We start from the raw sequence: 23977 nt of genomic DNA on the forward strand, positions 1-23977 counted from the left end.
GCCGACGGCACGGACCATCCCTGGAGGAACGTTTCACCATCGCGGCATCACAGCTCTGCGACAGGATCCGCGACACCGGCATCAGCGAGCCGCGGCGCAACCCCGAACAGCACAACCCGAACAGCACCTCCAACCCGCATACGGGGTCGTCACAGGGCTTGGGGGCTGCTTCGCGCCTACGTGCACACCCATTCGGACCCTTGCGCTCGGCTAACCGGTCACGAAGTCATCGACATCGATGAGACGGGGATGCCGCATACACCCGGATTGTGCTTCGCTGGAACCATGAACGGGGGAACCTCGCGGTTGGGCCTGTACGAGCTTCTCGCACCGCAGTTTCTGGCCGGCTTCACCTTCCCGGAATACGTGGACCGCTACCTGTCGACCCTTGGGGTTGACGAACTGCACACCACACACGACGGATCAGCGGTGGTGCACTCGGGGCGCTGCTCCTTCACCGGCGCCGCAGGAGCGACGCCCGAGCGTGTGCATCGCGACCCCAGCGGGGCCGTGTTCGCGTGGGAGGACGCGACGCTCGACTTCCGGCTCACGCTGCCCCGCGACGGTGCCGCGTTCGTGTCCACTGCGGTCGGCGCCCCGGTGGTCGGTTCGCCTGATCTCAACGCGCTGTTCAATGCCTTTGGCCCGGTCGAGGGGACTGCCACAGCCCCGACCGAGTACCCCGGCGTGCGGTTCCGCCTGGAGCTCATGGTCAGTGCACTGACCTTCCGTCTCGGCTCGAGCTGGCGGCCCGGGACGCTCGACTCGAGCGGTCGCATCGTGCCCGACCCGGCACGCGCCACCCATGACGTGCGCTTCGTACTGCCCAAGGTCGTGCTCGCCTACGAACAGGGAGACGACCTGACCACCCCGCCGACGTTCGAACTCGCGTCCTGGGGATCCGGCGGATTTGACGCGCCGCACGACCTCGCAGCGGGGGAGTTGGTGCGGATGGAGCCGGCGCTGGCGATCCACGAGTCGGGTCGTATTGGCTTCGGTGTCGACCAGGTCCTGCTCGACCTGTCGAAGGATTCGACACCGGCGGAGATCCTGCAGTTCTTTGGCACCGACGAGTCGTTCCGCGGCGTCTATGTGCGCAGTGCGCGGGTCTACTACGCCGACGCGGACAAGGACTGGGCGGTCAACGTCGGCGTGCAGGACGTGCTCGTCTCGTTCGTCGGCGAGGTGTCGCTGGAGACCTCGATCGACGTGATGGGGCCGCAGTCGAAACTCGAAGCCGGCATCCGGCTGTTCGAGGGAGCGCGCCAGGTTTCGTACGTGAAGGGGACAACGACCGGCACGATCCTCCCTGGGCACGCGACGATCCTCAACACCGGTGTCGTGCAGGTACTCGTCTCGGGCGGAATCCCTCCGTACGCCATCCAGGCCCGCCTTGGTGACGGCGGAGGCGCCGAGGAACTGTGGGACCCGGCCGCGCGCCAGGCGCCGCTTTCCCCGGGAGCGCCCGCGACGCTGCGCCCGGCCGGCAAGGCGACGCTGCACATCCTCGTGACGGACGGCGGTACGACCAGCGCCGGCGGAACCCGGCAGACCTATCTGGAGGACATCGATCTCACCATCCGGGCGGCGCCCGACACCGCGGACGGCGCGCCCGCCGACCGGCCCGCCGACACAGCGCAGCGCGCCGATGCCGTGTTCGAGGTCACCAGCCGCAGCCCGGACCCGTTGCCGCAAGGGTACTCGTTGTCCTGCACGCCGTCCTCGAGCGGCCTGACCGAGACCGTTGTGGTGACCGGCGGTCAGGGCGCGACGGTGACAGTGGGTGGAACCGTGCGGACGCCGGACGCCCGTGGCGCGGTGTCGTTCGACGTACCCGAGGGAGCGGAACTTGCGATCACCGTGAGTTGGCCGCCGGTGGCCGACGCGCCCGGCGGTGAGTTCCGGCTCGGTTTCACGCTCGACAGACCTGAGGTCGACGCCACCGCCCCCGGTCTGGAGCGGCAGGTCTCCGCCTACGCAGCGGGCACCGAGTCACCGGCCGACTTCTTGTTCGACGCGAGTCGCCCCACCGGCGGAGGACCGCCCGCGTCCAGTGTCGTGGCCGCGTTGCAGGACTGGGTGGCCAACCAGGTGCCCGCAACGGCGCACTTCGAGCTCGAGGGGCACGCGAGCTTCGAGGGCGTCGAGAACCAGGCACGCGATCAGAAACTGTCCGAAGTGCGTATGGAGATCGCCAAACGGATGGTTCTGGCCGCCCGCGCGGACGCCGTGTTCGACTCCGAGCAGGCGACCGGCCATACCGAAGCGAAGAGCTCCCCGGATCCCCGCGCGCAGCGGCATCGCGTCGCGGTCATCAGCGCGCCGGCCGGCCCGCCGAGTGCGCCCTCGGCGACGCTGCAAGCGCACATCGCGCGCGCGCCCGCATCGACGCCCCTGCCGGTCCGGCCGCCCGAGCCACCGTCCACGCCGCCGCCCGAGCCGAACCGCAAGCCGAACGTGTTCCGCCGGGCAGGGCTGCGCGTGCGGCTCGAGCGCAACGTCCTTGTACTCGCCGAAGTCAGCGGGCGGCTCGACCTCGAAACCGACCTGGAGGCCGCGCTGCGCCAGCAGACGGGCTCGGCGACCGGCGACCTCGGCCTCACTCCGACGACGGCCGCGGTGAACGAGAACCCTGAGGACGGCGTCGTCGACTTCCTCCTCAGCGTCACCTACGACCCGGCCACGCACCAGCTCGCCGAGCGCCTGTCGATCGGCGCGGCGCCGGAGGACCGAAACGGCCTGCTGCAGATGACCAACCCGCGCAGCGGCTCCGGCAGCAGCGAGGCGAACATCTTCAAGGACACCTTCGGCGCCCTGCTGGTGATGGCACCGGTGATCAACACCGCCGCGGCCGCCGTCGAACCCGGCAGCGCCGGCGACTGGGTCGCCGTCGGCATCAGCCTCGTGGTTCCGGCGGGGGTCGGCGCACTCGGTGTCTTCGAGACCGACAAGGTCACGCTGTACGGCGGGGAGCTCAAGCTGCGCCAGAACGTCCCGCCCGGCGAGGCCGTCGCGTTCACCGACGCGGGCGTGACCTTCGACTACAGCGTCGAGTTCGGGATCGAGATCGAGCAGCTAGGCATCGCGACCACCAAGCCGCTGAAAGTCCGCTACCGCGCCGTCGGGTTCAACCTGCGCTTCGCCGACGGCATCCACTACCAGCCGATCTTCGACACCTCCAAGGGATACGAACTCGACCTGTCCGACCCCGGCTTGTTCCGTCTCCCATCGCCGCTCGGTGACCTGCTGAAGATCCTCGGCGCCCGCATCGCACGCGTGAACCCGCTGACGCTCGAAGTCGACCTCGGCCTGAAGGTCGACCTCGGGGTTGTCACCGTCGACCGCTTCAAGGTCCGCTGGCCGCTGGACCCTCTCGGGCCGCCCTCGATCCTGCCGAGTGGTGTCAAGCTCGACATCTCCCAAGTGCTCGTCGGATCGGGCTACGTGAACATCATCGAGCCGGCGCCGAACGAGACCGGCGAGCTGTCCGGAGGAGGCTTCGAGGGCACCGCGGACGTCAGCCTCGTCCCGCTCAAACTGCGCATCAGCGCGAGCCTGGGTGTGCGGACCCTGCCGATCGGCCAGCGCAAGGCGGTCGCGGTGTTCGCCGGGATGATCGTGGAGCTGCCGGCGCCGATCCCGCTCCTCCAGTCCGGGCTCGGCATCTTCGGTTTCAGCGGACTGTTCGCGATGCACTACAAACGCGACGAGCGCCCACCGGACGGGACCGCTGTCGGCCCCGCGCTCCGCTGGCTGATCCGGGCCAAGGGCGAGCCGGCCAAGCTCGTCGTCGACGGCGACACGCTGTGGGTGCCGGAGCTGGACCGCTGGAGCTTCGGCGCCGGAATCATCCTCGGCACGACCGACGGGTTCGTGCTGAACCTGCGCGGAATGCTCGTGCTGGAGCTACCCGGCCCGCGCTTCCTCATCTTCATCAAGCTGCAGATCGTCGCCGAGGTGCCCAGCCTAGGCGAGGGCGGGCTCGATGTCGGGATCCTCGGCGTGATCGACCTCGACTTCGCGCGCAAGCAGCTCACGGTCGGGGTGATCGCCGATCTCGGTCTCGGCGAGGTACTGCGCGTGACCGTGCCGACGGAGCTCTTCGTCAAGCTCGACGACCCGCGTTCTTGGCACTTCTACCTCGGCAAGCACACCGCGCCGGCGACCGCGATGGTACTCAACCTCGTGCGGGCCTCTGGCTACTTCATGATCGAAGGCGACAGGATCAAGGACTGGCAGGGCACCGACCCGCCGGCCGACCTGCTCGGTCTGGCGCTCGCCGCAGGGCTGGAAGCCTCGATCGTACTCGGTGACGAGAGTCTCGGCCTGTACCTGCGGGCGGCTGCCGGGGCACACCTCGGGATCTCGTTCTCGCCCGCCCTGCTCCTTGCCGGCAGGATCTTCCTCGAGGGCGAGCTGCGGCTGTTCATCGTGAGCATCGAGGCACGGGGCGACCTGCAGGCGCAGGTGCTCGTCGAGTCGCCGGCGGCCACGCGGACCTTCATCGACGGCAGGATCTGCGGCAAGGTCTCGTTCTTCTTCTTCAGTGTCAAAGGTTGCGTCCGGCACTCGATCGGCGTACCAGTGACCCACCCACCGGCCGCCGACCTGGTCAAGAACGTCTTCCTGCAGAGCCATGCGCCGGTGCTCACCGCGGGGCAGGGTGGCGACCGGCCGATCGACTCCAGCCTCGGCGACGCCGCGCGGGACGCGTCGTCCGGTCCCACGGTGCCGATCGATACCGTGCCGGTGATCCAGTTCGGCGCCTCGCCACTGGTCGCCGGCGCGGCGACCTTCACCACCACGATCCCGGCCTCGCCGCAACAGACCACCGACGGATTCATCTCAGTCGGCGGCGACCACGAGGTGTGCTACGACTTGGGGGAGATCTCCCTCTGGCCGCCGCTGACCGGTGCATCAGGGCTGCCGCCCGCCACCTGGCGTACCGAGCGTGCACCGGACCCGAACAGCGCCGACACCTCGATCGACCTCGCGCTGATGTCCCGCGCGCCGACCGCGGCGGAGCGCGCGCTCGAACGTTCTACCGACCTCGACGCCTCGATCACGCGGCGCTGGAGCGGGCTGTGCGACCCCGTCGCGCCGCCGACGTGCGTCCTGTTCACATTCTGCGGCCAGCCGCTCGGGCCATCCGGCGACGGCTGGACGCTGGACGGTACCCCCGCACCCGACCCGCCGGGTACGCGCCGGAGCGTGCCCAGGGACACGCGGCTCCAGGTGGACGAACCCGCTCCGGACCCGGCCGACCGGCTGCTCGGCGTCGTGCTGGCCGACGCAGGCCTGGGGACGACCGTCCCCGCCGAGGTCATCGGCCCCAACGTCGATGTCACGCCGCCAGATGACCCGCTGCCGGAGGACCGCACCTGCATTACCTTCCCGCGCAGGCTCCCGCGGCCGGACGCCAACCCGCTGGTGCGTCCCGGCGCGCGCTTCACCGTGCTCGACTTCGCCGGCGCGCTGGAGCCGGACACGAGCATTCAGACGATCGGGGGCGTCACCGGACTGCGGGTCGGCTTCCGCACCGATATCGCGCTGGACGCGCCGAGCCCGCTGGTGGAGGTCGAACTGGCGCACTTCAGCTCGCCGGCCAAGGTGACCGCGACCGGCGCCGGCGGACTGTCACTGACGACCATGACGATGACGCCCGACCAAGCCACGCCGCAAACACTCGTGCTGCGGACCAGAGCCGCGACGCCGATCGCACGCGTCCGCATCGACGCGCCACAGGACGAAGCGCTGCTCCTGCGCGTCTGCTTCGCGACGCCGCCGCAGGTCCCGAAACCGCCGGAAGGGGGCCGCCCTTCCGCGCTGCGCGCTCCGCGCACACGCGGCGACGCACGCGCGGCCGGGCTCGCGGCCGAGTTCTGGTCGCGCCAGGCGGCGCGTCAAGCGCTGGAGGCGGGCCTGCTGAGCGAGCGCCGCGCCGCCGCCGCGCTCGCTGCGCCGCCGGGCCTGGCCCGCGCCGCCGCGGCGGCGGCGCCCGGGGCGATGGGAACCGCGGCACCCGATCCCCGCCGCTGCTTCCGCGCGCTGAAACTGCCGCTGCGGGTGAAGACCGAACGCCAGGACCCGCTCAGCCCCGAACCTGAAGCGAGCGAGCAGGCCGAGCGGCTCGGCAACGACCGCTGGATCGTGCTGCGCACGGGGCGCGCCCTCGCCGTGACGCTGCTGCTCGCCGTCGACAGACTCCTGCTCGCACAAGAGGGTCTGCTTCTGGAGCAACTCGCCCCCGATGGGGCGGTACTCGACTCGCGGCCGGTCTCCAGCCTCGGCCCCACATTCGTGATCGGCACGACGACCGGCCTGCCCGCCGAATGGCTCGACCCTTCCGGGACCTGGCTCCCGCACGTGGAGCCGGTCGCGACGTTCCTCGCCGACCCCGCCTTCGCCGGGCTCGACCGCGTAGTGGTCACCGTCAAGCCCTCGAAGAAGTGCGACCGGCTGCGCTTGAGGGTCCCTGCCAAGGCTCCCGTGGTGTCGCCGCCCGCCGTGCTCGTCGGCATCGTCCAGGTGTGCCCGCTCGCAGAGCAGGAGCGCTTCGCGACCGACACCGAGATCCGCGAAGGGCAGATCAAGACGCTCGTCGACTACCTCACGGCGGGCACGCCGGTGCCGCTGCTCACACCGGACACGCTCTACACGCTCAGCGTCCGCTACGACGTCAGCGCCCGGCTCGCCGGCGGCTCGCCCTCCAGCCAAGGGCAGCGCACACAGTCGTTCCACTTCCGCACCGACGCCCACCCGCCTCCACGGCTGGACCCGTGGGTGCTCGGAACCACGCCCGACGACGAGGAGCGCTTCCACTTCACGGACGACCCGCTCAAGCTCGTCTTCAACGATCTCGCCGTCGTGCAGCTCTACGCCGCGTACGGCCGCAAGCTGCGCTTCGTCCTGCGCTCCGCCGACGGCGTGCCGATCCCCACCCGCGAGATCACCGCGCTCGACCCCGTCGAGGCGGGGCTCAGCTCGCCCTACCGAGAGTTCCTCGAGGGCATGGTCGCGGCCGGCGAGCTGCCGTGCGCGGGCCGGGCCACGGTGCAGGCACACGGGTCGTGGACGGCGCCGGTCCTGCTGCGCCCGCTCATGGACTACACCCTCGACGTCGAGCTCGACCCCCCGCCGCCCGCCCCGCCGTCCACACAGGCGAGCACACCGCTGTTCCGCCGTACCTTCACCACGTCACGCTTCGCGTCGGTCGCCGCACTCGCGGACGACCTGCGCGGGCGCCGGATCCGCCATCGCGCGCTTGCGGCGCGGATCGCCGGGCTGCCGGCGGGCGCCGTAGCCGTGGCAACCGACGAGGCGCTGCAGGCGGCGCTGGTGGCCGCGGGTGAGCAGGCGCTGTCGGCGCCGGCCGAGGGCGGCGTCGTCGTCTACTGGGCTCAGCGGGTGGGGGAGACCCGTTTCACTCCGCACGCGATTCTGATCGACGCCGCCGAGCCGCTGTGGCGAACCCACCAGGAGCCGCGGCTGGAGACCGTCCCGGACCAGCTCGACCCGGCCTACAAGCGCATCGTGCCGGCCACGGTCGATGCCCTGCGGCTGGTCGAGCAGGGCTCGGCGGCGGTCGCGAGCTTTGTGCACTCGCCCGGCGGTGCGCGCACGCTGGCGGTCCTCGCCGACGCGTCCGTCGGCACCTCGGACACGCTGGTCACCATTGCCGCCGAGCGCCCGGCATCGACGCTTTACGGACTCGCCCACCGGACCACGACGGTGCTCGCGCTCACCCTCGGTCCCGAAGCCCCATGGGAGACCGACGATGCGTAGGGTCCTGCCCAACCTGTTCGTGCTCCACGGGGGCGTGCTCGACGGTACCCGCGATACGGGACGCGCGCAGAAGGCCGTCCGGGTCCAGCAGGCACACCAGCCGGGCGCGGACCGGCCCGACATCGCCGGCGACCCGGTCGCGCTCCGCTGGACAACGCACCCTGACCTCGGCTTCCCGCGGCGTCCCTTCGAGGTCTGGCGCCGCCCACGCAACGAGAAGACGTCGACCCTCCTGCGTTCCGGCACCCCCGTCGCCGTGACGGGCACCCCCCAGCTGATCACGTGGGCGCAGGGCGAGATGTACGACGTACAGTTCGACGCCAACCCGCTCGCGGGGTCCGCACTGGTCGTCGAGGCGCTCGACCTGGCCTTCCACGCCATCCCCGGCCAACGGATCGAGTTCACCGGCGGCGCACGCGGCGCGTTCCGCTCCCCGGGTATCGCCGCGCTGCGGCTGAGCGGCAACGGCGCAGTCGCCGACGTGCGCGGGAACATGCAGCACGCCGTAGCCAACGCGGGCGACTGGGAACGCCGCCAAGTCGTCGGGCTGCCCTTCGACAAGAGCGACATCGCCCTGCCGGCCTACGACGCGCTCGACCAGGGCTATGAGACACCATCACTGAACGGGCTGGAAGCGGCGCTGATGCGGCTCGACATCGCGCGCACGCTGCGGTTGCCGCTGCCGCCCACCGACGTGGCCGACATCCCGACGCCCACCTGGGACGGGCCGGACCCGGCCGGGTTCATGGAGTCACTGCGCACACCGTCGCCCGCGCTCGTCCCGCTGATCGGCGACTGCCTGGCCGCGTCCGACGACACGGATCCGCTGCGCATGCAGGTTCTCTTCGAGGTCCAGACGACGCTCCCGGGCATCCGGCAGGTGGACGTCCCGGGCGGCGGGGGCACCGCACCGACGGTGATGGCGCTGCCGGTCGTCGCGATCAGCATGCTGAGCGCAGGCAGCGACTCCGAAGCCGCCAGCGCCCTCGGCTACGGAACGGTCGAATTCCGGGAGCACACCGAGGTCGGCCAGAGCCAGCTCGTGTTTCCGCCCGGCACGGTTTGCACCCGCTTCGACTACATGGTCACGGCGCCGTACGTGGTGCCGTTCCAGGGCTCACTCGATCTCGCCGCCCTCGTGCAGCTGCAGCCCCCTCCGGCGCCCCCCACCGCCCTGCAGACCGCGCACCTGCAGCGCAACCGAGCGCCGGCGACCGACAAGCCGGCCACCGAAGCAGTGCAGGTCTCATGGGCACTGTCGGAGCTTCCGGCCGGGTTCGGAGTTCTGCGCAGCCTCAGGCCCGGCGACGCGGCGATCCTCAACGCACCGCGCAGGGCCGGCGGTCACGACCCGTTCGTCCCGCAGCGCCCGGATCCCGTCGACGGCGTCCCACCGACCGGCGTACGCACGGTCTTCACCGATCCGGTGTCGGCCGTCCCCTTGGGTGGGACGCCCACCACGCGCTACATGGTGCTGGCGCTCGACGTGTTCGCGCGCTGGTCGCCGTGGCGACTCGTCGCGTCGACCGCCTCGGCCGGCCCCGTGCAAGTGCCCGGCCTGGTCAGCGCAGACCTGACGACCGACGTCGTGGCGCGCGCCGGTCGGATCGTGCCGGGCACGCTCGAGGTCGACGTCGTGTGGGACTGGTCGGACCGCTCGCCCGATCGCCTCCAGCTGACCGGAACCTTCATCGGCACCGCCGCGCAGCCACCCGCCTCCGCGCCGACGTCGGTGCCATTCGGGCCGGGCGGTCCCGTCGTCATCCGCTTCACCGCCTCGGGGGCGCCGTTCATCGACTCGGGCCACGTGGGCACGGTCTCTTTGGTGCCGCAAGCGGCCCCAGGGCCAGGGCTGACAGCGCCGGAGGGCGACCGGCGCCAGTACCGCCTGCGGCTGACGGGGCTCTCGTGCGACTTCACGACCGCCGGCGAGGTCGCCTTCGCGGTCTGGGTGCACGGAGCCGAGACCGTGCGACCGACCCAGCTGAGTGCGCCGTCGGACCCGCGCGTGGCCCGCGCGCCCGACCCGATCCCGCCCTCGCCGCCGGTACTGCCCGCGATCGACCTCCTGTGGACCGCGCTTCCCGACGCGACAGGGCGGGCCCGAGCCGTGCTCACCTGGCCCGCGGTCGCCGGCGCGACAGGCTACATCGTGTGGGAGGCGACCGAGGCGGCGCTGCGTCGTGCCGTTGCGCCCGGCGTCGCCGACCCGTCAACGGGCGATACCGTACTCACCCGTGCGGGCGCCCTGCGCGCGCTCGTGACCGGCTCGGTCGACGCGCAGGCACGCAGCCTGATCGCGTTCTCCCGGGTGCATGACCGCCCGTTGACCGAGACCCGGCTGGAGCTTGCGCTGCCCGGCGCCGCCGATTCGTTCTACGCGTACCGGGTCTCGGCCATCACGGTGGCCAACGTGGAGTCGGCGCGCTCGGACACGGTCGCACTGGTCGCGGTACCGCGCCGGATCGTGCCAGGCCGACCGACCCTGATGCTGCGCCCGGCGCCCAGCGGCGGCGTCGATGTGATCGCCGTCCCGGGCCGCGGGCCGCGCCCTGCCGGCCTGCGCGTGCACCGTGTGCGGCGTGCGGGACTGGCGCTGGAGACCGGGATGATGGGACCGGCCGTGATCGCCGAGTCCGATCCGGGCTGGCGCGCCGTGACGGTCCCGCGACGGCCGGGCGCGACCATCGGCGACTCAGGGCTGGCGATCACCGATCCGGTCGAGGCCAGCTGGTACCCGTACCACTACCGCGTCGTGGCCGTCGGCCGAGCCGACCCGCCGAACGGCGGCATCCCGGGCGAGTCCGACCCGTCGGCCGTCGCGAGCATCGTGCTCGCGCCCACCGTGGGACCCGTGCTGGAGAGTGTCGAAGTGGCGGCGAACGCGACCAACCGTGTCGTGCGCTTCCGCACCGACCTGCCGGTCCGCGAGAGCCCCGTCGGGCAGGCCCGGATCGTCGTGAGCCGGATCGCCGCACCCGCGCCGGGCGCGCGCCTGGAGCGGATGGCCGTGCTCTCGGTCGCACCACAGGACGTACCGCAGGGCGCACTCCTCAGACCCCTTCCCTCGCCCACCGAGGAACAGCTCGCAGCCATGCCGGAGATCCGGCGCGGCGCACCGGACGCACAGGGGCGCTGCACCTACTCGGTCCGCGTGCGCGCTGACCTGACGGCCGGAGTGGTCGTGGTCCGAAACCCGCTCGGGCGCAGCCTCGAACAGACACTGCCGGAGGTCACGTGATGGGTGCGCTCGCGGAGACGATCAGGAGCGTCGGGATCGCCGCGTGGGGCAGCTCGATGCCCGTGATGAGTCCCACCTGGACGGACGGGACCCTCCCCGCCGCGGACGAGGCTGCGATGGCGCTCACGCTGGCCGGCGGGAGCTGGCGCGCCCCGCTGGCCGGCACGGTGGCCGTGCCGGCCGCCGGGCGTGCGCTGCCGCTGACACTGGTCGGTCCGGGCGGCGTGCCCCTGCCAACCATGGGCCTACGTGTGCTGACGTTCGATCGGCGGGCATACTTGCGGCTCGCGCACCTGTACGCGCAGGTACTCGAAAGCGCGGCCGGCGCACGGGCCGAGCGCGCCCGCGGCCTCCCCTTCCGTCCGGTGCCGCTGTTCGTGTGCTACACCGCAGGTGGCGGGACCGGAGGGAACATCGCGGCGGGGGGCGACCTCGGCGTGAGCGGCAGCTGCACGTTCCACGACGCTTCGGGACTGCCGATCGACCCCCTCGCGGTCGCCGCCGCGTTGACCGCCCTGATGACCGCGCACAACACGCTGCAGGACCGTCCGCTCGGCGCGGCGTTCGACCCTGGCCACCAGGTGTCCCGGATCGCCGCGCTTGCCGGGACCGCCGCCGTTCGGCTACGGCTGGCCGACCACGCAGGCCGTCCCCACGACGGCGCGCAACTGCAAGGGATCACTGCGGTGAACGCGCCGAACGGGCTGTTCACTCTCGACAGCGGCCTCACCGGCGTCGTGACCAAGGCCCCGACCAGCGGGGCGTTCCCGGCCGGGGTGCGGCGCCTGCTGCGCCTCGGCCCCGCCGGCACGGGCACCTTGAGTGAGCAGTTCGCGCCGCCCGGCGCACCCTCGGGGGTGGCACTCACACGTGACTTCTTCTCGCTCTGCGTCACCGACCTCGGTGGCTACCTGCGCGGCACACCCGACCCCGCCTGGGACGGCACCAAGGTGCACCCCCAGCCCGAGGTGCGGCTCGACGAAGTGCTGATGCCGGTCGCCGACGGCAATGACGTACTGGCATCCGCCGCCGCCGCGCTCGCCGGCGCACCCGTCGAATCACACGTGGTCGCGCAGGCGATCGACGGCGCATTCCCCGTACCGGCGACGCGCGGGTCCGCCGCGCACTGGCCGGGGTTCCCGGCAGTGACCGGCACCGCTGCGCCCGGCGGTCCCGTCCCGGCAGGCCTGCGGACGGGCTTCGCCATGACTGCCGGTTTCCTCTCCGACGGCAACCCGGCGACCGCCGACGTCGACGTCGTGGTGACCCTCTCCGGGCTGCCCGACGAGGCGCACGTACGGCTGTACCCACGCGTCTTCCCGCCCGACGCGCGCGAAGCCCGCGGCGACGGCGCCGCCGGAATCGCGCGCGGCGGCACGCTCACGCTTCCGCTGCGCGACCCGTTCCGGCTCCGCGTGCCGGGCCTCCCCGATTCCGCCGTCGTCCTGCCATCGCAGGCCCGGTTGGCGGTCGACGTGATCGTTGTCAAGCGAACCGGCGAGACGCGGATCTTCGGTGCCGTGGCGGCCGATGTCGCGGCGCCTTCGACGCTCGCTGTCCCGCCCGCGCCCGCCGCGAACCCGTTCGCCGCGGCGCCGCGGCGCGGGATCTCCAACGCCGGCGTGCTCGGCCTGCGCGGTCCGGCCATCCCAGCCGGAACGACAGATCCCCTCGACGTGATCACCGCACTGTCCGGCGAGGGACAGCCGCGCGACGCGTCGCGCCTGCCGACGATGGCCCACCGCGAGCTCATCGTCGCCGGCCAGACCGCCGGCATCTGGCGCGCCGTGGTCAGCGGCGGCCGACTCGCCCCCGAGCTGCACTCGGCCTCCCCTCGGCTCGGCACCCCGGGCGGCCTCGGCGGACGGGAGACGCAGGCGGTGGGAGTCGCGGTGGATGGCGGGCGACTCGCATGGGATCTCGGGCGCGCTGCTTTCCGGCGCACGACGCGCTTCGACACGCGCATGGCGGAAATCGCCAACGCGCGCTGGGACCAACCTTCGGTGGCCACCTCGCCCCTCGGCACCATGGCCGGCGTTGCGCTGCAGACGATCGCGCCGAGCTGCGCGACGCCCGAACTCGCTGTGCTGCGCACGAGCGGTGCGATCGACCCCGACTCGACGACGCGCCCGCAGAACTTCGACGATCTCGTCGACTGGATCGAAAACAACCTCGTTCCGGCCGGCGTGCCGTATCGCACGCAGATCATCAACACGCTGAAAGGGCTCAAGGACGATGACACGCTGTCGGAATCGACACGCGAGAGACTGTTCGAGGAGGCCGAACGCGAGGTGATGACCTCCGCGTACGGCCGCCGCGATGCCCAGTGGGCGCTCCTCGACGCAATTGGCCGTGCACGCCGGTTCATCTACATCGAGACCCCCGGCTTCGCACCGACGCAACGCGACTACGCAGCCACGGGCGATCCCGTACCGCCCTACGCGGCCGACCTCATCGCCGCACTCGCGAGCCGCCTCAACGCCGCGCCCGGCCTGCACGTGGCGATCTGCGTGCCGCGCGACCCGGACTTCGCGCCCGGCTACGAGCCGGCCGCCGCCTACGAGGCCACCGCCCGCCACACCGCGATCCTCGGACTGCCCACGGCATCCTCGCCCGAAGCGTCACGCGTCGTCGCGTTCCACCCCGTCGGATTCCCCGGGCGTCGCAGCCGACTCGAGGCCACGGTCGTGATCGTCGATGACGTATGGGCTCTCGTTGGCGCCTGCACACTGCGGCGCCGCGGCCTCACACTCGACGGCTCGACCGACGTGGTGCTCACCGACATGGAGCTGCAGGAGGGCGCCTGCCCATCGCTGCGGACCTTCCGCCGCGCGCTGGTAGCGGAACGGCTGGGCATCTCGGCCACGTTCGCGAGCCCGTTCGGCTTCATGCCCGATCCGCGCTTCGTTCGGCTCGCCGATGGAGGCGAGACGGTGGGCGTGATCCGCGAGCAACTCCTGGCAGGCGGCCTTGGCCGAATCGAGCGGCTCTGGACCGGCGTCACGCCGGGCACCACCCCCATCACGCCGCTCGACCAGGGTCTTGCCGACCCCGATGGTGAGGAGTTCGACCTCCCGGGAACGCTGGCGCTCGCCACACTCGCTGCCAAGTACGGCTTCTGAACAGCGCCTGCCGTCCAGACGAAACGGCAACCACCGCGAAACACCCGCTGGACGAGCCTGCCTCGATCAGCGGGCGGCGGGTCAGTACCGGGAGCCGGCCATCTTGCCCACCGCAACGGGGGCGGCTCCAGCACGGTCTGTTGCTCGTCCGTCAGATCCACACAGCCGGCCACCCGCCCGACGAGCTGCTCACCAACCACGACCAAGCGCCGGGGCCGCCTGCTCGCACAGACCCTCGACTTGGCGCCCGCGGGCATTGAGCCTCTTCAGTGGTGACTCTCCAGGATGAGGGTGGCTTTGGTGATTGACGTGAGTGTGTTGGGGCTGAGGCGGGCTTTGCGGAGGGTGCGCCAGGCCTTGATCTGGGCGATGGCTCTCTCGACGGGCCACCTGAGGCGGGAGTGGGCTCGGTTGACGGATTTCTGTGTGGAGGTCCTTGCCGGGCCGGCGCCGGCCCGGGACAGCTGCTCCGGCGCCGGCTCCCTGGTAGGCCTTTCTGTCCGGCCGTCAAGGTGCATGCCTCGCCATCGGCCGCGTACTCCTGCCGACACAAGCCGTGGCGTCCGCAGACGCCCGTGGCCGCTTCGGCCGACCACGGGCATCTGTTCAGGCGGCGGTTCCGTTCCCCGGCTGCGCGTCACACGGGGGACCGAACCGGGCCGACGGGCCACTCAGGCGCCAGTGTGCGCGAGGTCGGGGGGGGGGGGGGGGGGGGGGGGGGGGGGGGGGGGGGGGGGGGGGGGGGGCCTCCTCCCCTCCTTTCCCCCTCTCTCCCCCCCCCCCCCCCCCCGGACCCCCCCCCCCCCCCCCCCCCCCCCCCCGGCGCCCCCGCCCCCCCCCCCCCCCCCCCCCCCCCCCCCCCCCCCCCCCCCCCCCGACCTGGCTGCTTCACCGCCGTTCGCCGCCCTCAGTTGTTGGTGCTGCTACGCCACTCGATCGCCTCGGCAACTTCATTGAACTCCACCAAGTGCTCACCGGCGCTGCGTTCGAGGACTGCCTTCACCTCGGCAGGGGTGACATGGAAGAACTCCTTGCGGCTATTGACACGGTTGACCCGCCGCGCTGCGAACTCCTGGTGAAGGCGGCTTTCGAGACCGACCGCGTCCTTGCTGAAGATCAGCGCGTGGACGTCAAAGCGGAACGGCACCGCCGCACCGCTCAGCTCGTAAATCCGCTCCAACGGTTCCAGCCGCCGAGTCATCCCAATCTTGACGACGTTGTCGCCGAATGCTCCGATGTTGGAAATGACGTACACGTATCCGGTACGCACGTTGGCGGCACGGGCTTCCACATCGTCGAGCGCGCCTTCGATCTCAGCCAGCTTCGCCGCGATCTCCGCGGCGCCCACATCGTCCCCCTGTGCTCGGAGCCGGTCGAGGGCACTTTGGTAGTGACTCAACTCCTTGTTGAGCTTCTCCCGCTCGCGGTCCAACTCGCGCTGGGCGGCGGCCTCCTCCCGCTCTCGGGCGCGGGCTTCGCGCTGGGCCTGCTTTTCCTCCTCCTTGCGCTGCATGAAGTCCGCCGTCAGCCGCAATTCCGCGACGCGCACGTCGTGATAGGCATCCGAGATACGGATGTCCATGGTGGCGCCCAGTTTGGCAATGGTCTCGCGGCTCTTGTAGAGCCGGTCGACGAGAGAGACCAGTCGATGCGGGCGCATGCTGCGTACGGCGTAGTCGGCCTCGGCGTTGTAAGCGCGGAGCATGAGCTTGGAGTAATCGCGAACCATCTTGGTGCCCTGACGTGCCGATCCGTTCACGGTCCAGCCGCTGGCGACCAGGACCGCCTGTTGTGATCGCGCGAGCTCCTTGATCCTGGTTCGGATGGCATCCAGGCGGGCCCGGTAGGCCACGGCGTCGTCCAGGGGATGCCGGTAGGCGTAAATGCCTACCTGCTGGAGCAGCATGCTCTCATCGGTGGTCACGATCCTCGTGCGCAGGTCGTTCAGACGGCTCTCTGCCTGGAAGATCTCTGCCCGGTGTGCCTCTGCCTCCTTGCGGGCCTTCTCCGCGGCTCTGGCGGCCTCACGGGCCGCCGCCTGCCCGTCCTTGGCTCCCCGCCGCGCCTCACACAGGATCTCCTCAGCTTCCTGCAGTGCGCGGGTGCGCAACTCGTCAGCTTCCCTGCGTACTTGTTGCGTCAGCAGCGCGACCGCGGCGGCGTCGGCTCCCTGGGTCCGAGCGATCCAGTCCCGGAGCAGGTCTGCCTCGCTGCCGCCCTCCTGGCGCAGGCGCCGGAACCAGCGAGTCCGCCGCGGCACCGGTACCTCCGGTGTCGGCCGAGCCTGCCGGCTCTCTTCGCTCTGCTGGACCGGCAGCCACAGCTGCCATCCTGCTGGAGGCGGCGGCCAGGACGGATCCGGCTTCCAGTCCGGCGGAGGTGTCCAGCCCTGCGGTAACAGCCAGTCCGGCGGCGGATTGAAACGGTGTGAGCTCACGAGCCCCCCAGCATCAACGAACGTGCCGGTCGCAGGTGCCGACCAGGTCACGCGATCATGCACGGGAGGCTGGCGTGGCAACAAGGGCGCATGAGAAACGGGCGCCGGCGAGGCTGGCCCCGCGCCTGAAGACGGGAGAATCGGAGCGTGGATGCCCACGGAGTCATCTCGTTGGATATGTGACTGCCCGTCGAACTGGGCTCGTCTGGTCCACGCCGGAGGCGGCTTCACCATAGCCTCCGACGCCACCGCATTCCTGACGTTCATAGGTGGTGGGGCTTGTAGTAGGGAAGTTTGACTGCGGCTGGTCAGGCCCGGCGAAGCGGGATCAGGCGTCGCAGCGGGGACCTGGGAGCCGGCGGTGCGAGACGGGCGCGCTGGTGACCAGGACGAACGCTTAGGATCACGGTTCGTTCGGCGGAGTGGAGTTGACCAGCTGTGATGCCCCCGTACTGCGCGATCTGCAACGCGTCCTTCAGGGACCACGACTACGAGACCTTCACGCTCGTACACTTCCGCGCGATAGCGCCACCACGCGATCAGGAGGGGCATCCCGAGAACGCCCTCTGGTTCTGCAAGGACCACGTCCGGTACGCCGAGGGCAAGACCCACATGAGCGCCATCCTGGCCATGGTGCACATACGCGCCGCGGTCCGACGCAACGCCCCAAACCCCTGGCCACTCACCAGCATGCCCTGATCCCGTGATTTCGCCCCGGTCCGCGGGGCGCGGGCGGCGAGCAGCTGTCGTGCGGAAGACGGCAGTCTCGCGCCGTCGAGTGCAACGTAGTGTGCGGCGGCCCCGCCCTCTTCACGTGACGGGGCTTCGCGCCGCCATTCGGCAGCTCCCAGGTCCCACGCTGCGGGGCCTGATTTCGTTCGTGTCCTGGCCGGGGGCCAGGCTCTCCCCGTACACACCGCAAAGGGTTCCGACGACGTTGGCCCCGTAGACGGTGTCGGTCGATTTCGTGGAGAAGCCGGCCCGCGGGAAGCCGGCACCGGTGAAGGAGGGCCCCACCGCGGTGTACTGGTCGTTGTGAGGCATGTCCTCACCCCCTGGGGTGACATGGACGCTGATCCCCCACCAGTACTTCCAGCCTCCTCCGGGACGGGCCGGACGCAAGTCGGGCCCTGGGCGGATGCCAAACCCGGCAAATCTCGTCGTTGAGGACCGAGGGCCAGGGCGCGCCCGGGCCGCAGCCGGCGTCCGGGGCTGACCTGTCCGGGCGCAGTGCGCCGATCAGGTACGCCGTCGAGCTCCCCGCCAACCTGGCGCGTGCGTTGGGTAGTTGGGCTGACGGTGGGGTGAGGACCCTGGTGGATGGGTTTTCGACCAAGAGGTACCGTCTCCACCAGTCGGGCGTCGACGTGTCCAGCCCTGCCCTCCGCTTCCTTGCACAGCGACTGCGGGACGCCGCCGCGTGATCGGCACCCGCTGACGGCTTCTGAGCGCCGGCCGCCGGGCCCTCCTTACCCTCGCCCTCTCCGCACCGGCCCCCTCCAGTCGTTCTCTGCCTACGTCTGACCAGCTCAGATTCAGGACGGGAAGGGCTCGGTCGCTCCCCTTCGCCTCCGGCTCCGCTCATGACCTGTCGGACGGTGCAGGCCGAGCGGGTCCGACATGCGCGGCCACGGCTGTGAGTCAGCGAGGACGTGACGGGGCGAAGGGGATCCCCGAAGCCATGCCGCGGCGGCCGATCATGAGGGACTCGCCGAGGAAGCTCACGCCGATGGAGAGCTGGATGGGGCGCCCGTTCTCGTGCATGCCCATCTTCACCGCCAGGATGCTGAAGCCGGCCGCGACCGCCAAGGTGCCGATCAACGTGAGGAAGGTGCGGCCTGTGTACCGCTGCCACAGGACACCTCCCTTGTCGACGAGCTGAACGGTGGCGCCACGGAGTGCGCCGAGTGCCGCACTGAGCACGGTGCCCGTGATGCCCCAGACGAGGTCGGCGCCGAAGATCAGGTCCGTCTGCTCGATGAAGGACAGGACGCCGATCCCGGTCAGGACCGCCGGGGCCACGAAGAGGTCCTTCGCGTTGACCGGTTCACCGATCATCCGTTTGGTCACGACCGCGATCACGACCACCGCGATGATCGCAGCGAGCAGCCAGGGGTTCATGCAGATACCACCCATCTTTATAGCTTGGCCGAGCTAAAAAACATTAGCTCGACCGTGCTATAAAGACAACGTGCCAAAGATCGTCGACCCCGTGGCCCGCCGCAGGGCGGTGGCACAGGCAGTCCTGTCCGTCGCGGCCCGCGACGGGTTGGAGCATGCGTCGCTGCGCAACGTCGCCGAGGAAGCCGGACTCGCCATCGGCTCGGTCCGCCACTACTTCGCCGACCACGACGAGTTGATGACCTTCACGATGAGGGAGCTGAGTCGACGCATCGGCGACCGCATCCGCACCCACGCCGAGCGGCTCCTGTCTCCCGACGGCCGTACCGACCGCCGGGCCGCAACAGAAGAGCTCCTGGCCGAGTTCCTCCCCCTGGACGAGGCCCGCCGCCAGGAGTCCGCACTCTGGCTCGCCTTCACCACCGCAGCACTCACCCGACCCGAACTGCGGCCCTACGCCGACGAAATGCAGGCCGACCTGTACGCCCTCCTGTCGCGCGTGCTGCACGAAGCCCAGTGCGCCGGCGGACTGCCAGGCGGCATGGGCGTCGAACTGGAAAGCATGCGACTGGCCGCCCTCCTCGACGGACTCAGTCTCCAGGCAACGCTGCTACCGGATCGCCATCCGCCGGAACTGCTCCGGCAGGTATTGCGACGGCACCTGGACGCCCTCAGAGCCGACAGCTGACCTCCGGCCGATGCGTTGAGCGCGCATGCCTCGGAGGCATCGCTCAGCTGGGAGTGAAGTGGGCATGCGGCCGACCGCGCTGGCGGGGCGGGTGTGGCCGGGGACGGGACCCTTGTCCGCCGGGCCCGGATCGGCGACGCTGGGGCGGGTGATCTTCCCCTCACTGTTGATCGGATTCTTGCCGACCGGCCCCGCGCCGAGCTCGGCTGCTCCGTCCTCACCATCCCGGCACCCAGCGGCGTGCACGTCGTTCTCGGCGGCCACGATCGGACTGCCTGGGGGCGGGGCATCGGTGTCTACGCCGCCCCGCTTCCGGAAACCGGAGCGTCCGACCCCACCACCGACGCCCCAGCCCTGCAGTGGTTTCGAACCGTTCGGCGGCTTCGAGCCGAGGCCTTCCATCCCACCCAGCCGTTGCTCGTCCTCGGTACCGGTTCGTACGACGGCGGCTACTTCTTCGAGGGCGAGCTCGTGCTGCTCGACTTCGCCTCGGGGGAGCACCAGTCTTGGCGGACGACTGCCAGCGGGGGGTCCGCTCTCCGGGTGGACGGACGCCCACACCCTCCGACTCCTCCTTGCCCCGCCCGACGACTGGGAGGACCGAGCCGCCTGGTTCGAGGGCCATCGCGTGGACCTGGCGCGCCCAGACTGGCGGACCGTCCCGGCTCGCTCCGTCCGACACGCGGACCTGACCGGTCCCCGGGTACCGGCCCCTGCCCCAGCTCATCCCACCCATCGCGGTACCGAACCCGGACGGGCCACGCCCCGCAGAGATCAGCTCCCTGACCGTCCTACAGGACGGGCACATCCTGCTCACCGTCGGCCGCGTCCTGCTGGAGCGATGGTCGGCGGAGGGTGACCGCCGCTGGTCGATGCCTGCCGATCCGGACCTCGGAGGCGGCCGGATCGCAGCCTTCCTCTTCGACGAGGCCTCCGCCTGGGTGGAGGTCCTCGGCCCCTGCCGCATGGACAGCGGGGTGCTCCTCCCGATCGGCCTGGCCGACGGGACCGAACTCGAACGGCACACCACCCCCGGCCCGGGCGCACTCGTCACGACATCCGAAGGCCCTGCTCGTGCCGATGCCCGCAGGGTTCGGAGAACGGGCTTGGAACCGATTCCGACACGGCCCCCACGTGATCTTCCAGGACATACGCCGACCCCCCGCACCTGTGACTGCCCCTGGGGCGACGGCGAGGACTGCGACTGCTGCTGCACCTCTCCCATGTTCGCCATCGGCAGCGCGGACGCGGTGGACGTCACTGCGTGTGATTGAGGCCGCCCGGCGACTCGGGTTCACGCTGGGGGGAACTTGCCGAGCTCCTGAAAGCCGGCCGCAACCGCCACAGTCGCCCCGTGGCCGGGCTCCAGAGGCGGGGTGCGGCCAAGCTGGCCGAGGTCGACGCGAGGATCGCCGCCCTCGCCGCCATCCGCACGGCCCTGGCCGCCGCCGGCGACGCGGCTGCGACGACCTGGGCGCCTGCGCCTCCAGCCACGGCTGCCCCATCCCCGTCACCGACCTCGTCGAGGAGAACCGCCATGCCGGCCACTGCTGCCCGACCGACGCCCCCGCCGCACCACGACGGCGCGCGGCGGCCTGGCCGCGCCCGCCTGTGTGGCCTGCTGCGCGCTGCCCGTGCTGATCACGCGACAGGCGGCGAGGCTGGGGGCGGCTGACAGCGGCTGACGCACTCCTGACGGACTGTTGCCGCCCGGGTGATGCCAGCCCAGGGCGGACTACGACGAGTTCGGGGCAGTGAGCAGAATCCGCTCATCTGAGAAATCCTGTGTGGATGTTGGGACAGGCGCGTGGAGTGACGGCATCGGTGTGATGCCCCGCGCAAGGCGCGGTTACCTCCGTCGGCCGCGGCCTCCGCGGGGCTGCCGACGCCGGTGGGGCCGCCGTAGCCGCGGACCGCACGGCACAGGCAGGTGATGCTGGGACACGGGCCGGCCACGCCGCAGTCGATGTCCCAGAAGTTCAGGCGGTGGGCGTAGGAGTAGGAGTTGGGGCGGTCGTTCGCTCCGGGGGTGCCGGCCAGGGCGTACATGGAGGCGATCAGCGGCGATGACGCGCTGGTGCCGCCGCCGATCTTCCAGCCGGGGTCACCGGGCCCGAAAGTGTCGTAGACGGCCACGCCGGTGTCCGGATCGGCAACCGCGGAGACGTCGGCGGAGGTGCGGCGGGGGCACACCGGGTCTTCTGCCACGGCGGCTTGGGCTGGACCTGCGAGCAGCCGGAGCCAGAGCCGGTCCATGCGGATTCGTACCATCCGAAGCGGAGTAGCTGCGGGCCCGGTACGGGGAAGAGGTTTCGCCTGAGCGAGGTGCCCCCTGCGGAGGTGAGTACTGGGAGGCGGCAGGCCAGTTTACGCGGACGCGGCATCACGCACCGCATCGCCCGCAAGGGCGTCGAGTCCTCCCAGCGGCTCGGCCGCCACAGATGGACCGTAGAGCGGACCATGGCCTGGCTCGACGGCTGCCGCCGCCTCCACCGCCGCTACGAGCGCAAAGCCGACCACTTCCTCGCCTTCACCGGCATCGCCTGCACCCTCATCTGCTACCGAAGACTCGCCAAATGAGATGACGTCTTAATAGGATCACGATCATGGATGAGATAATTGTCGAAGGCCTTGATGACGAGAAGTTGATTCAAGAGGCGGCTGTGGTCGCTGTTTCCTGGGTCCTCCGGGGAGAGTTGACGAAGCAGCAGTCAGCGCTGTTGACCAATGAGGGCTACCACGGGGGTTCTCACAGCTGGCTGGGAGTCGCGATGTGGGTCGACGAATGGAAGAAGCCCCTCCGTGACGCCCTTGCCGGTGTCACCGACAGCGAAGAGAGCCGACAGCGTGTGGCTACGGCGAAGGAAGCGACGCGCCGAGAAATGGAGAGTCACTTCCGTTTCGCCGTCGACATGGATTGGTTTGGGTTCAACTCTGACTTCCCGGGCGCCCGCGAAATGTTGCGCCGGATCATTGCCGCCGACGGCGCCGAAACCCAGTAGCCCTGTTGTTGCGGCCAGCAGAACTGAGCAGTTGTCAGGAGCCCTTCCAGTGCGTTGGCGCGGATCGAGGCCAGTTCGGTGACCAGTTCTGCTCGTAGGTCCTGGACCCGATAGCGCGCGGCGTCGGCTTGGATGGAGATGAGGGACAGGTGATGGGCCGCGACGTCATGCAGTTCGCGGGCGATCCGAGTGCGCTCTTCCGGGCCAGCTCCCAGGCGAACATCGCCGACTACCTCCAGGACACGGGCATCGCGTGGCAGTATCACGCGGGCGACCTGGTGGTCCCGGAGGGCCTTGGCCTCGACATTGCGCTCGTCGTCGACGGCGACCTGATCGTGCACGGCTTCCTGGACGCTACGTCGGCGACATCGGCATGCTCGTGGTCCTCGGCGACCTGGTGGTGCGCGACCTGGTCTCCTGGGGCTCCGTGTACGTCCGGGGCGACCTGCGGGCGCAGGGCATCGTCTACGGCTACTACAACGACTTCACCTTCGAAGTGGAGGGCAAGGTACACGCCCGGGCTCTGGTGCTGTACGACAAGTCCGCCTCCTACAGCACGGGCGAACTGGAGGTGGAGGTGGAGTCCTACCACCCGCCCAAGAAGCAACTCCGGGCCGCCCGCGACGTCCTCGTCCCGCAGGTGTACGACGGCGGCGCGAAGCGGGCCAGGCAGGGGTCGCCGCCAAAGCTCCGCGGCCCGAGCTACCAGCGGGCATGCCGTCGACTGCGGGAGGGTAAACCGCTGTTCCGCAGCGTGTAGGAGCACCGCCTGCCCCAGCAGCTCGCTCGTCGCAACCAGCACCAGCACCCGGCCCTTCGCCGTCAGGCGCGGGCACAGCCAGCGGCGATCAGGTCTCACCCGAGCCAGTCGCCACAACGACCGCCGCCCGGCCTCGTCCTTCACCTCGTGCGGCTGCGACCGCTCCCTTCTGGAACCAGTTCAGCGGCAACGGATTCACCGGCGCGGCGGCCGGCTGCTGCGTGCGGAGCACCGGCCGCCGGCACGCAGCCCGGCAGGGACGTCCCCGAGGCGGTGGCAGTGGTCGTGGCGTCCACGGCGCGGGTCTCCTTCTTATACCGGGTCGATGGGGGGGCGGGCACGGTCCGGCTACGCGTCGTCTTCGTCCTCGTCGTCCTGGGACAGCTCCAGATTCCCCCGAGGACTCGAGCAGTGGGCCGTTTCCTTCCGAAGTCCGCCCGTGCCTCCGCGACCAGGCTCCGTAGGATCACGATCATGGATGGCATAACGGCTCTTGGACCTGATGACGAGAAGTTGACGCAGGAGGCGGCCGAAGTCGCCGTTTCGTTGGTCCTTACCGGAGAGTTGACGTATGAAGCCGTTGCCATACCGATCACGGAGTCTGCCGATCGAACGGCAGTCTCGATCGGGTGATCGCGGGCCTTGCCCGGCATGAGAGGCAGGGCCTGGCGGTAGGCGGGGAAATCCAGGGGAGCGGACGGCCGCGCGCTGCTACGGTCGGGCGCCATGAGCTGGCTTCCCGATGATTTCGTCCACCCCGTCCTGGTACCGCTGCCGGGCGGTGGTCATCACCTGCGGCCGATCCGGGAGGCGGACACCCC

11 protein-coding genes and 2 pseudogenes are annotated in these 23977 nt (G+C 70.6%); 9 read left to right on the forward strand and 4 right to left on the reverse strand.

Annotated elements, in window-relative coordinates; translation table 11 throughout:
• The first annotated feature begins 285 nt into the window (after nucleotides 1-285).
• From ACZ4VL_RS33965 to ACZ4VL_RS33975, 3 genes are read left to right on the forward strand one after another with little or no spacing between them, the layout of a single operon-like run.
• Nucleotides 286-7785: a serine/threonine-protein kinase gene (locus ACZ4VL_RS33965; protein ID WP_468207901.1), complete on the forward strand. Its 7500-nt coding sequence runs from the start codon at nucleotides 286-288 to the stop codon at nucleotides 7783-7785.
• Complete coding sequence (locus tag ACZ4VL_RS33970; protein ID WP_468207904.1) at nucleotides 7778-11026, forward strand: hypothetical protein; 3249 nt, start codon at nucleotides 7778-7780, stop codon at nucleotides 11024-11026. The genes ACZ4VL_RS33965 and ACZ4VL_RS33970 overlap by 8 nt, the downstream gene beginning before the upstream one ends.
• Nucleotides 11026-14148 (forward strand): phospholipase D-like domain-containing protein, encoded by a 3123-nt coding sequence (locus ACZ4VL_RS33975; protein ID WP_468207907.1) that lies wholly within the window; start codon nucleotides 11026-11028, stop codon nucleotides 14146-14148. Before ACZ4VL_RS33970 ends, ACZ4VL_RS33975 begins: the two co-directional genes overlap by 1 nt.
• 266 nt (nucleotides 14149-14414) lie before the next feature.
• On the opposite strand, the gene ACZ4VL_RS33980 is transcribed toward ACZ4VL_RS33975, so the two are convergent.
• Complete coding sequence (locus tag ACZ4VL_RS33980) at nucleotides 14415-14750, reverse strand: transposase family protein (RefSeq protein ID WP_468207927.1); 336 nt, start codon at nucleotides 14748-14750, stop codon at nucleotides 14415-14417.
• A gap of 305 nt (nucleotides 14751-15055) precedes the next feature.
• A complete protein-coding gene (locus ACZ4VL_RS33985; RefSeq protein ID WP_468207910.1) occupies nucleotides 15056-16636 on the reverse strand; it encodes an SNIPE associated domain-containing protein in 1581 nt (526 codons plus the stop codon).
• 390 nt (nucleotides 16637-17026) lie between these two features.
• Here ACZ4VL_RS33985 and ACZ4VL_RS33990 point away from each other — a divergent pair, with 390 nt between their 5' ends.
• Nucleotides 17027-17284, forward strand: a complete 258-nt coding sequence (locus ACZ4VL_RS33990; RefSeq protein ID WP_468207913.1) for a hypothetical protein — start codon at nucleotides 17027-17029, stop codon at nucleotides 17282-17284.
• 942 nt (nucleotides 17285-18226) lie between these two features.
• Here ACZ4VL_RS33990 and ACZ4VL_RS33995 read toward each other — a convergent pair.
• A complete protein-coding gene (locus tag ACZ4VL_RS33995; RefSeq protein WP_468207916.1) occupies nucleotides 18227-18721 on the reverse strand; it encodes a DUF1453 domain-containing protein in 495 nt (164 codons plus the stop codon).
• A 55-nt stretch (nucleotides 18722-18776) separates the two neighbouring features.
• Between ACZ4VL_RS33995 and ACZ4VL_RS34000 the strand changes: the two genes are divergently transcribed.
• The 3 genes and pseudogenes from ACZ4VL_RS34000 (at nucleotide 18777) to ACZ4VL_RS34010 (ending at nucleotide 22396) form a co-directional block, all read left to right on the forward strand.
• Nucleotides 18777-19394, forward strand: a complete 618-nt coding sequence (locus ACZ4VL_RS34000; protein WP_468207918.1) for a TetR/AcrR family transcriptional regulator — start codon at nucleotides 18777-18779, stop codon at nucleotides 19392-19394.
• A 2370-nt stretch (nucleotides 19395-21764) separates the two neighbouring features.
• Nucleotides 21765-21974 (forward strand): annotated as a pseudogene (locus ACZ4VL_RS34005) (transposase); the annotation flags it as partial.
• 26 nt (nucleotides 21975-22000) lie between these two features.
• Nucleotides 22001-22396, forward strand: coding sequence for a hypothetical protein (locus tag ACZ4VL_RS34010; protein WP_468207933.1), 396 nt, complete (start codon nucleotides 22001-22003; stop codon nucleotides 22394-22396).
• Here ACZ4VL_RS34010 and ACZ4VL_RS34015 read toward each other — a convergent pair.
• Complete coding sequence (locus ACZ4VL_RS34015) at nucleotides 22285-22737, reverse strand: histidine kinase dimerization/phosphoacceptor domain-containing protein (RefSeq protein WP_468207920.1); 453 nt, start codon at nucleotides 22735-22737, stop codon at nucleotides 22285-22287. The two genes, ACZ4VL_RS34010 and ACZ4VL_RS34015, sit on opposite strands and share 112 nt — an antisense overlap.
• A gap of 32 nt (nucleotides 22738-22769) precedes the next feature.
• Between ACZ4VL_RS34015 and ACZ4VL_RS34020 the strand changes: the two genes are divergently transcribed.
• Nucleotides 22770-23156 carry a hypothetical protein gene (locus tag ACZ4VL_RS34020; RefSeq protein ID WP_468207922.1) on the forward strand — a complete coding sequence of 129 codons (387 nt, stop codon included), beginning with the start codon at nucleotides 22770-22772 and terminating at the stop codon, nucleotides 23154-23156.
• 726 nt (nucleotides 23157-23882) lie between these two features.
• Nucleotides 23883-23977 (forward strand): annotated as a pseudogene (locus ACZ4VL_RS34025) (N-acetyltransferase); the annotation flags it as partial.

The organism is Streptomyces sp. NPDC029014 (assembly GCF_055564695.1).

Coding starts and splice junctions, on each gene's coding strand:
- ACZ4VL_RS33965 (WP_468207901.1), top strand. CDS start 286: ATGAACGGGGGAACCTCGCGGTTGGGCCTGTACGAGCTTCTCGCACCG.
- ACZ4VL_RS33970 (WP_468207904.1), top strand. CDS start 7,778: ATGCGTAGGGTCCTGCCCAACCTGTTCGTGCTCCACGGGGGCGTGCTC.
- ACZ4VL_RS33975 (WP_468207907.1), top strand. CDS start 11,026: ATGGGTGCGCTCGCGGAGACGATCAGGAGCGTCGGGATCGCCGCGTGG.
- ACZ4VL_RS33980 (WP_468207927.1), bottom strand. CDS start 14,750: ATGCCCGTGGTCGGCCGAAGCGGCCACGGGCGTCTGCGGACGCCACGG.
- ACZ4VL_RS33990 (WP_468207913.1), top strand. CDS start 17,027: ATGCCCCCGTACTGCGCGATCTGCAACGCGTCCTTCAGGGACCACGAC.
- ACZ4VL_RS33995 (WP_468207916.1), bottom strand. CDS start 18,721: ATGGGTGGTATCTGCATGAACCCCTGGCTGCTCGCTGCGATCATCGCG.
- ACZ4VL_RS34010 (WP_468207933.1), top strand. CDS start 22,001: ATGGATGAGATAATTGTCGAAGGCCTTGATGACGAGAAGTTGATTCAA.
- ACZ4VL_RS34020 (WP_468207922.1), top strand. CDS start 22,770: ATGCTCGTGGTCCTCGGCGACCTGGTGGTGCGCGACCTGGTCTCCTGG.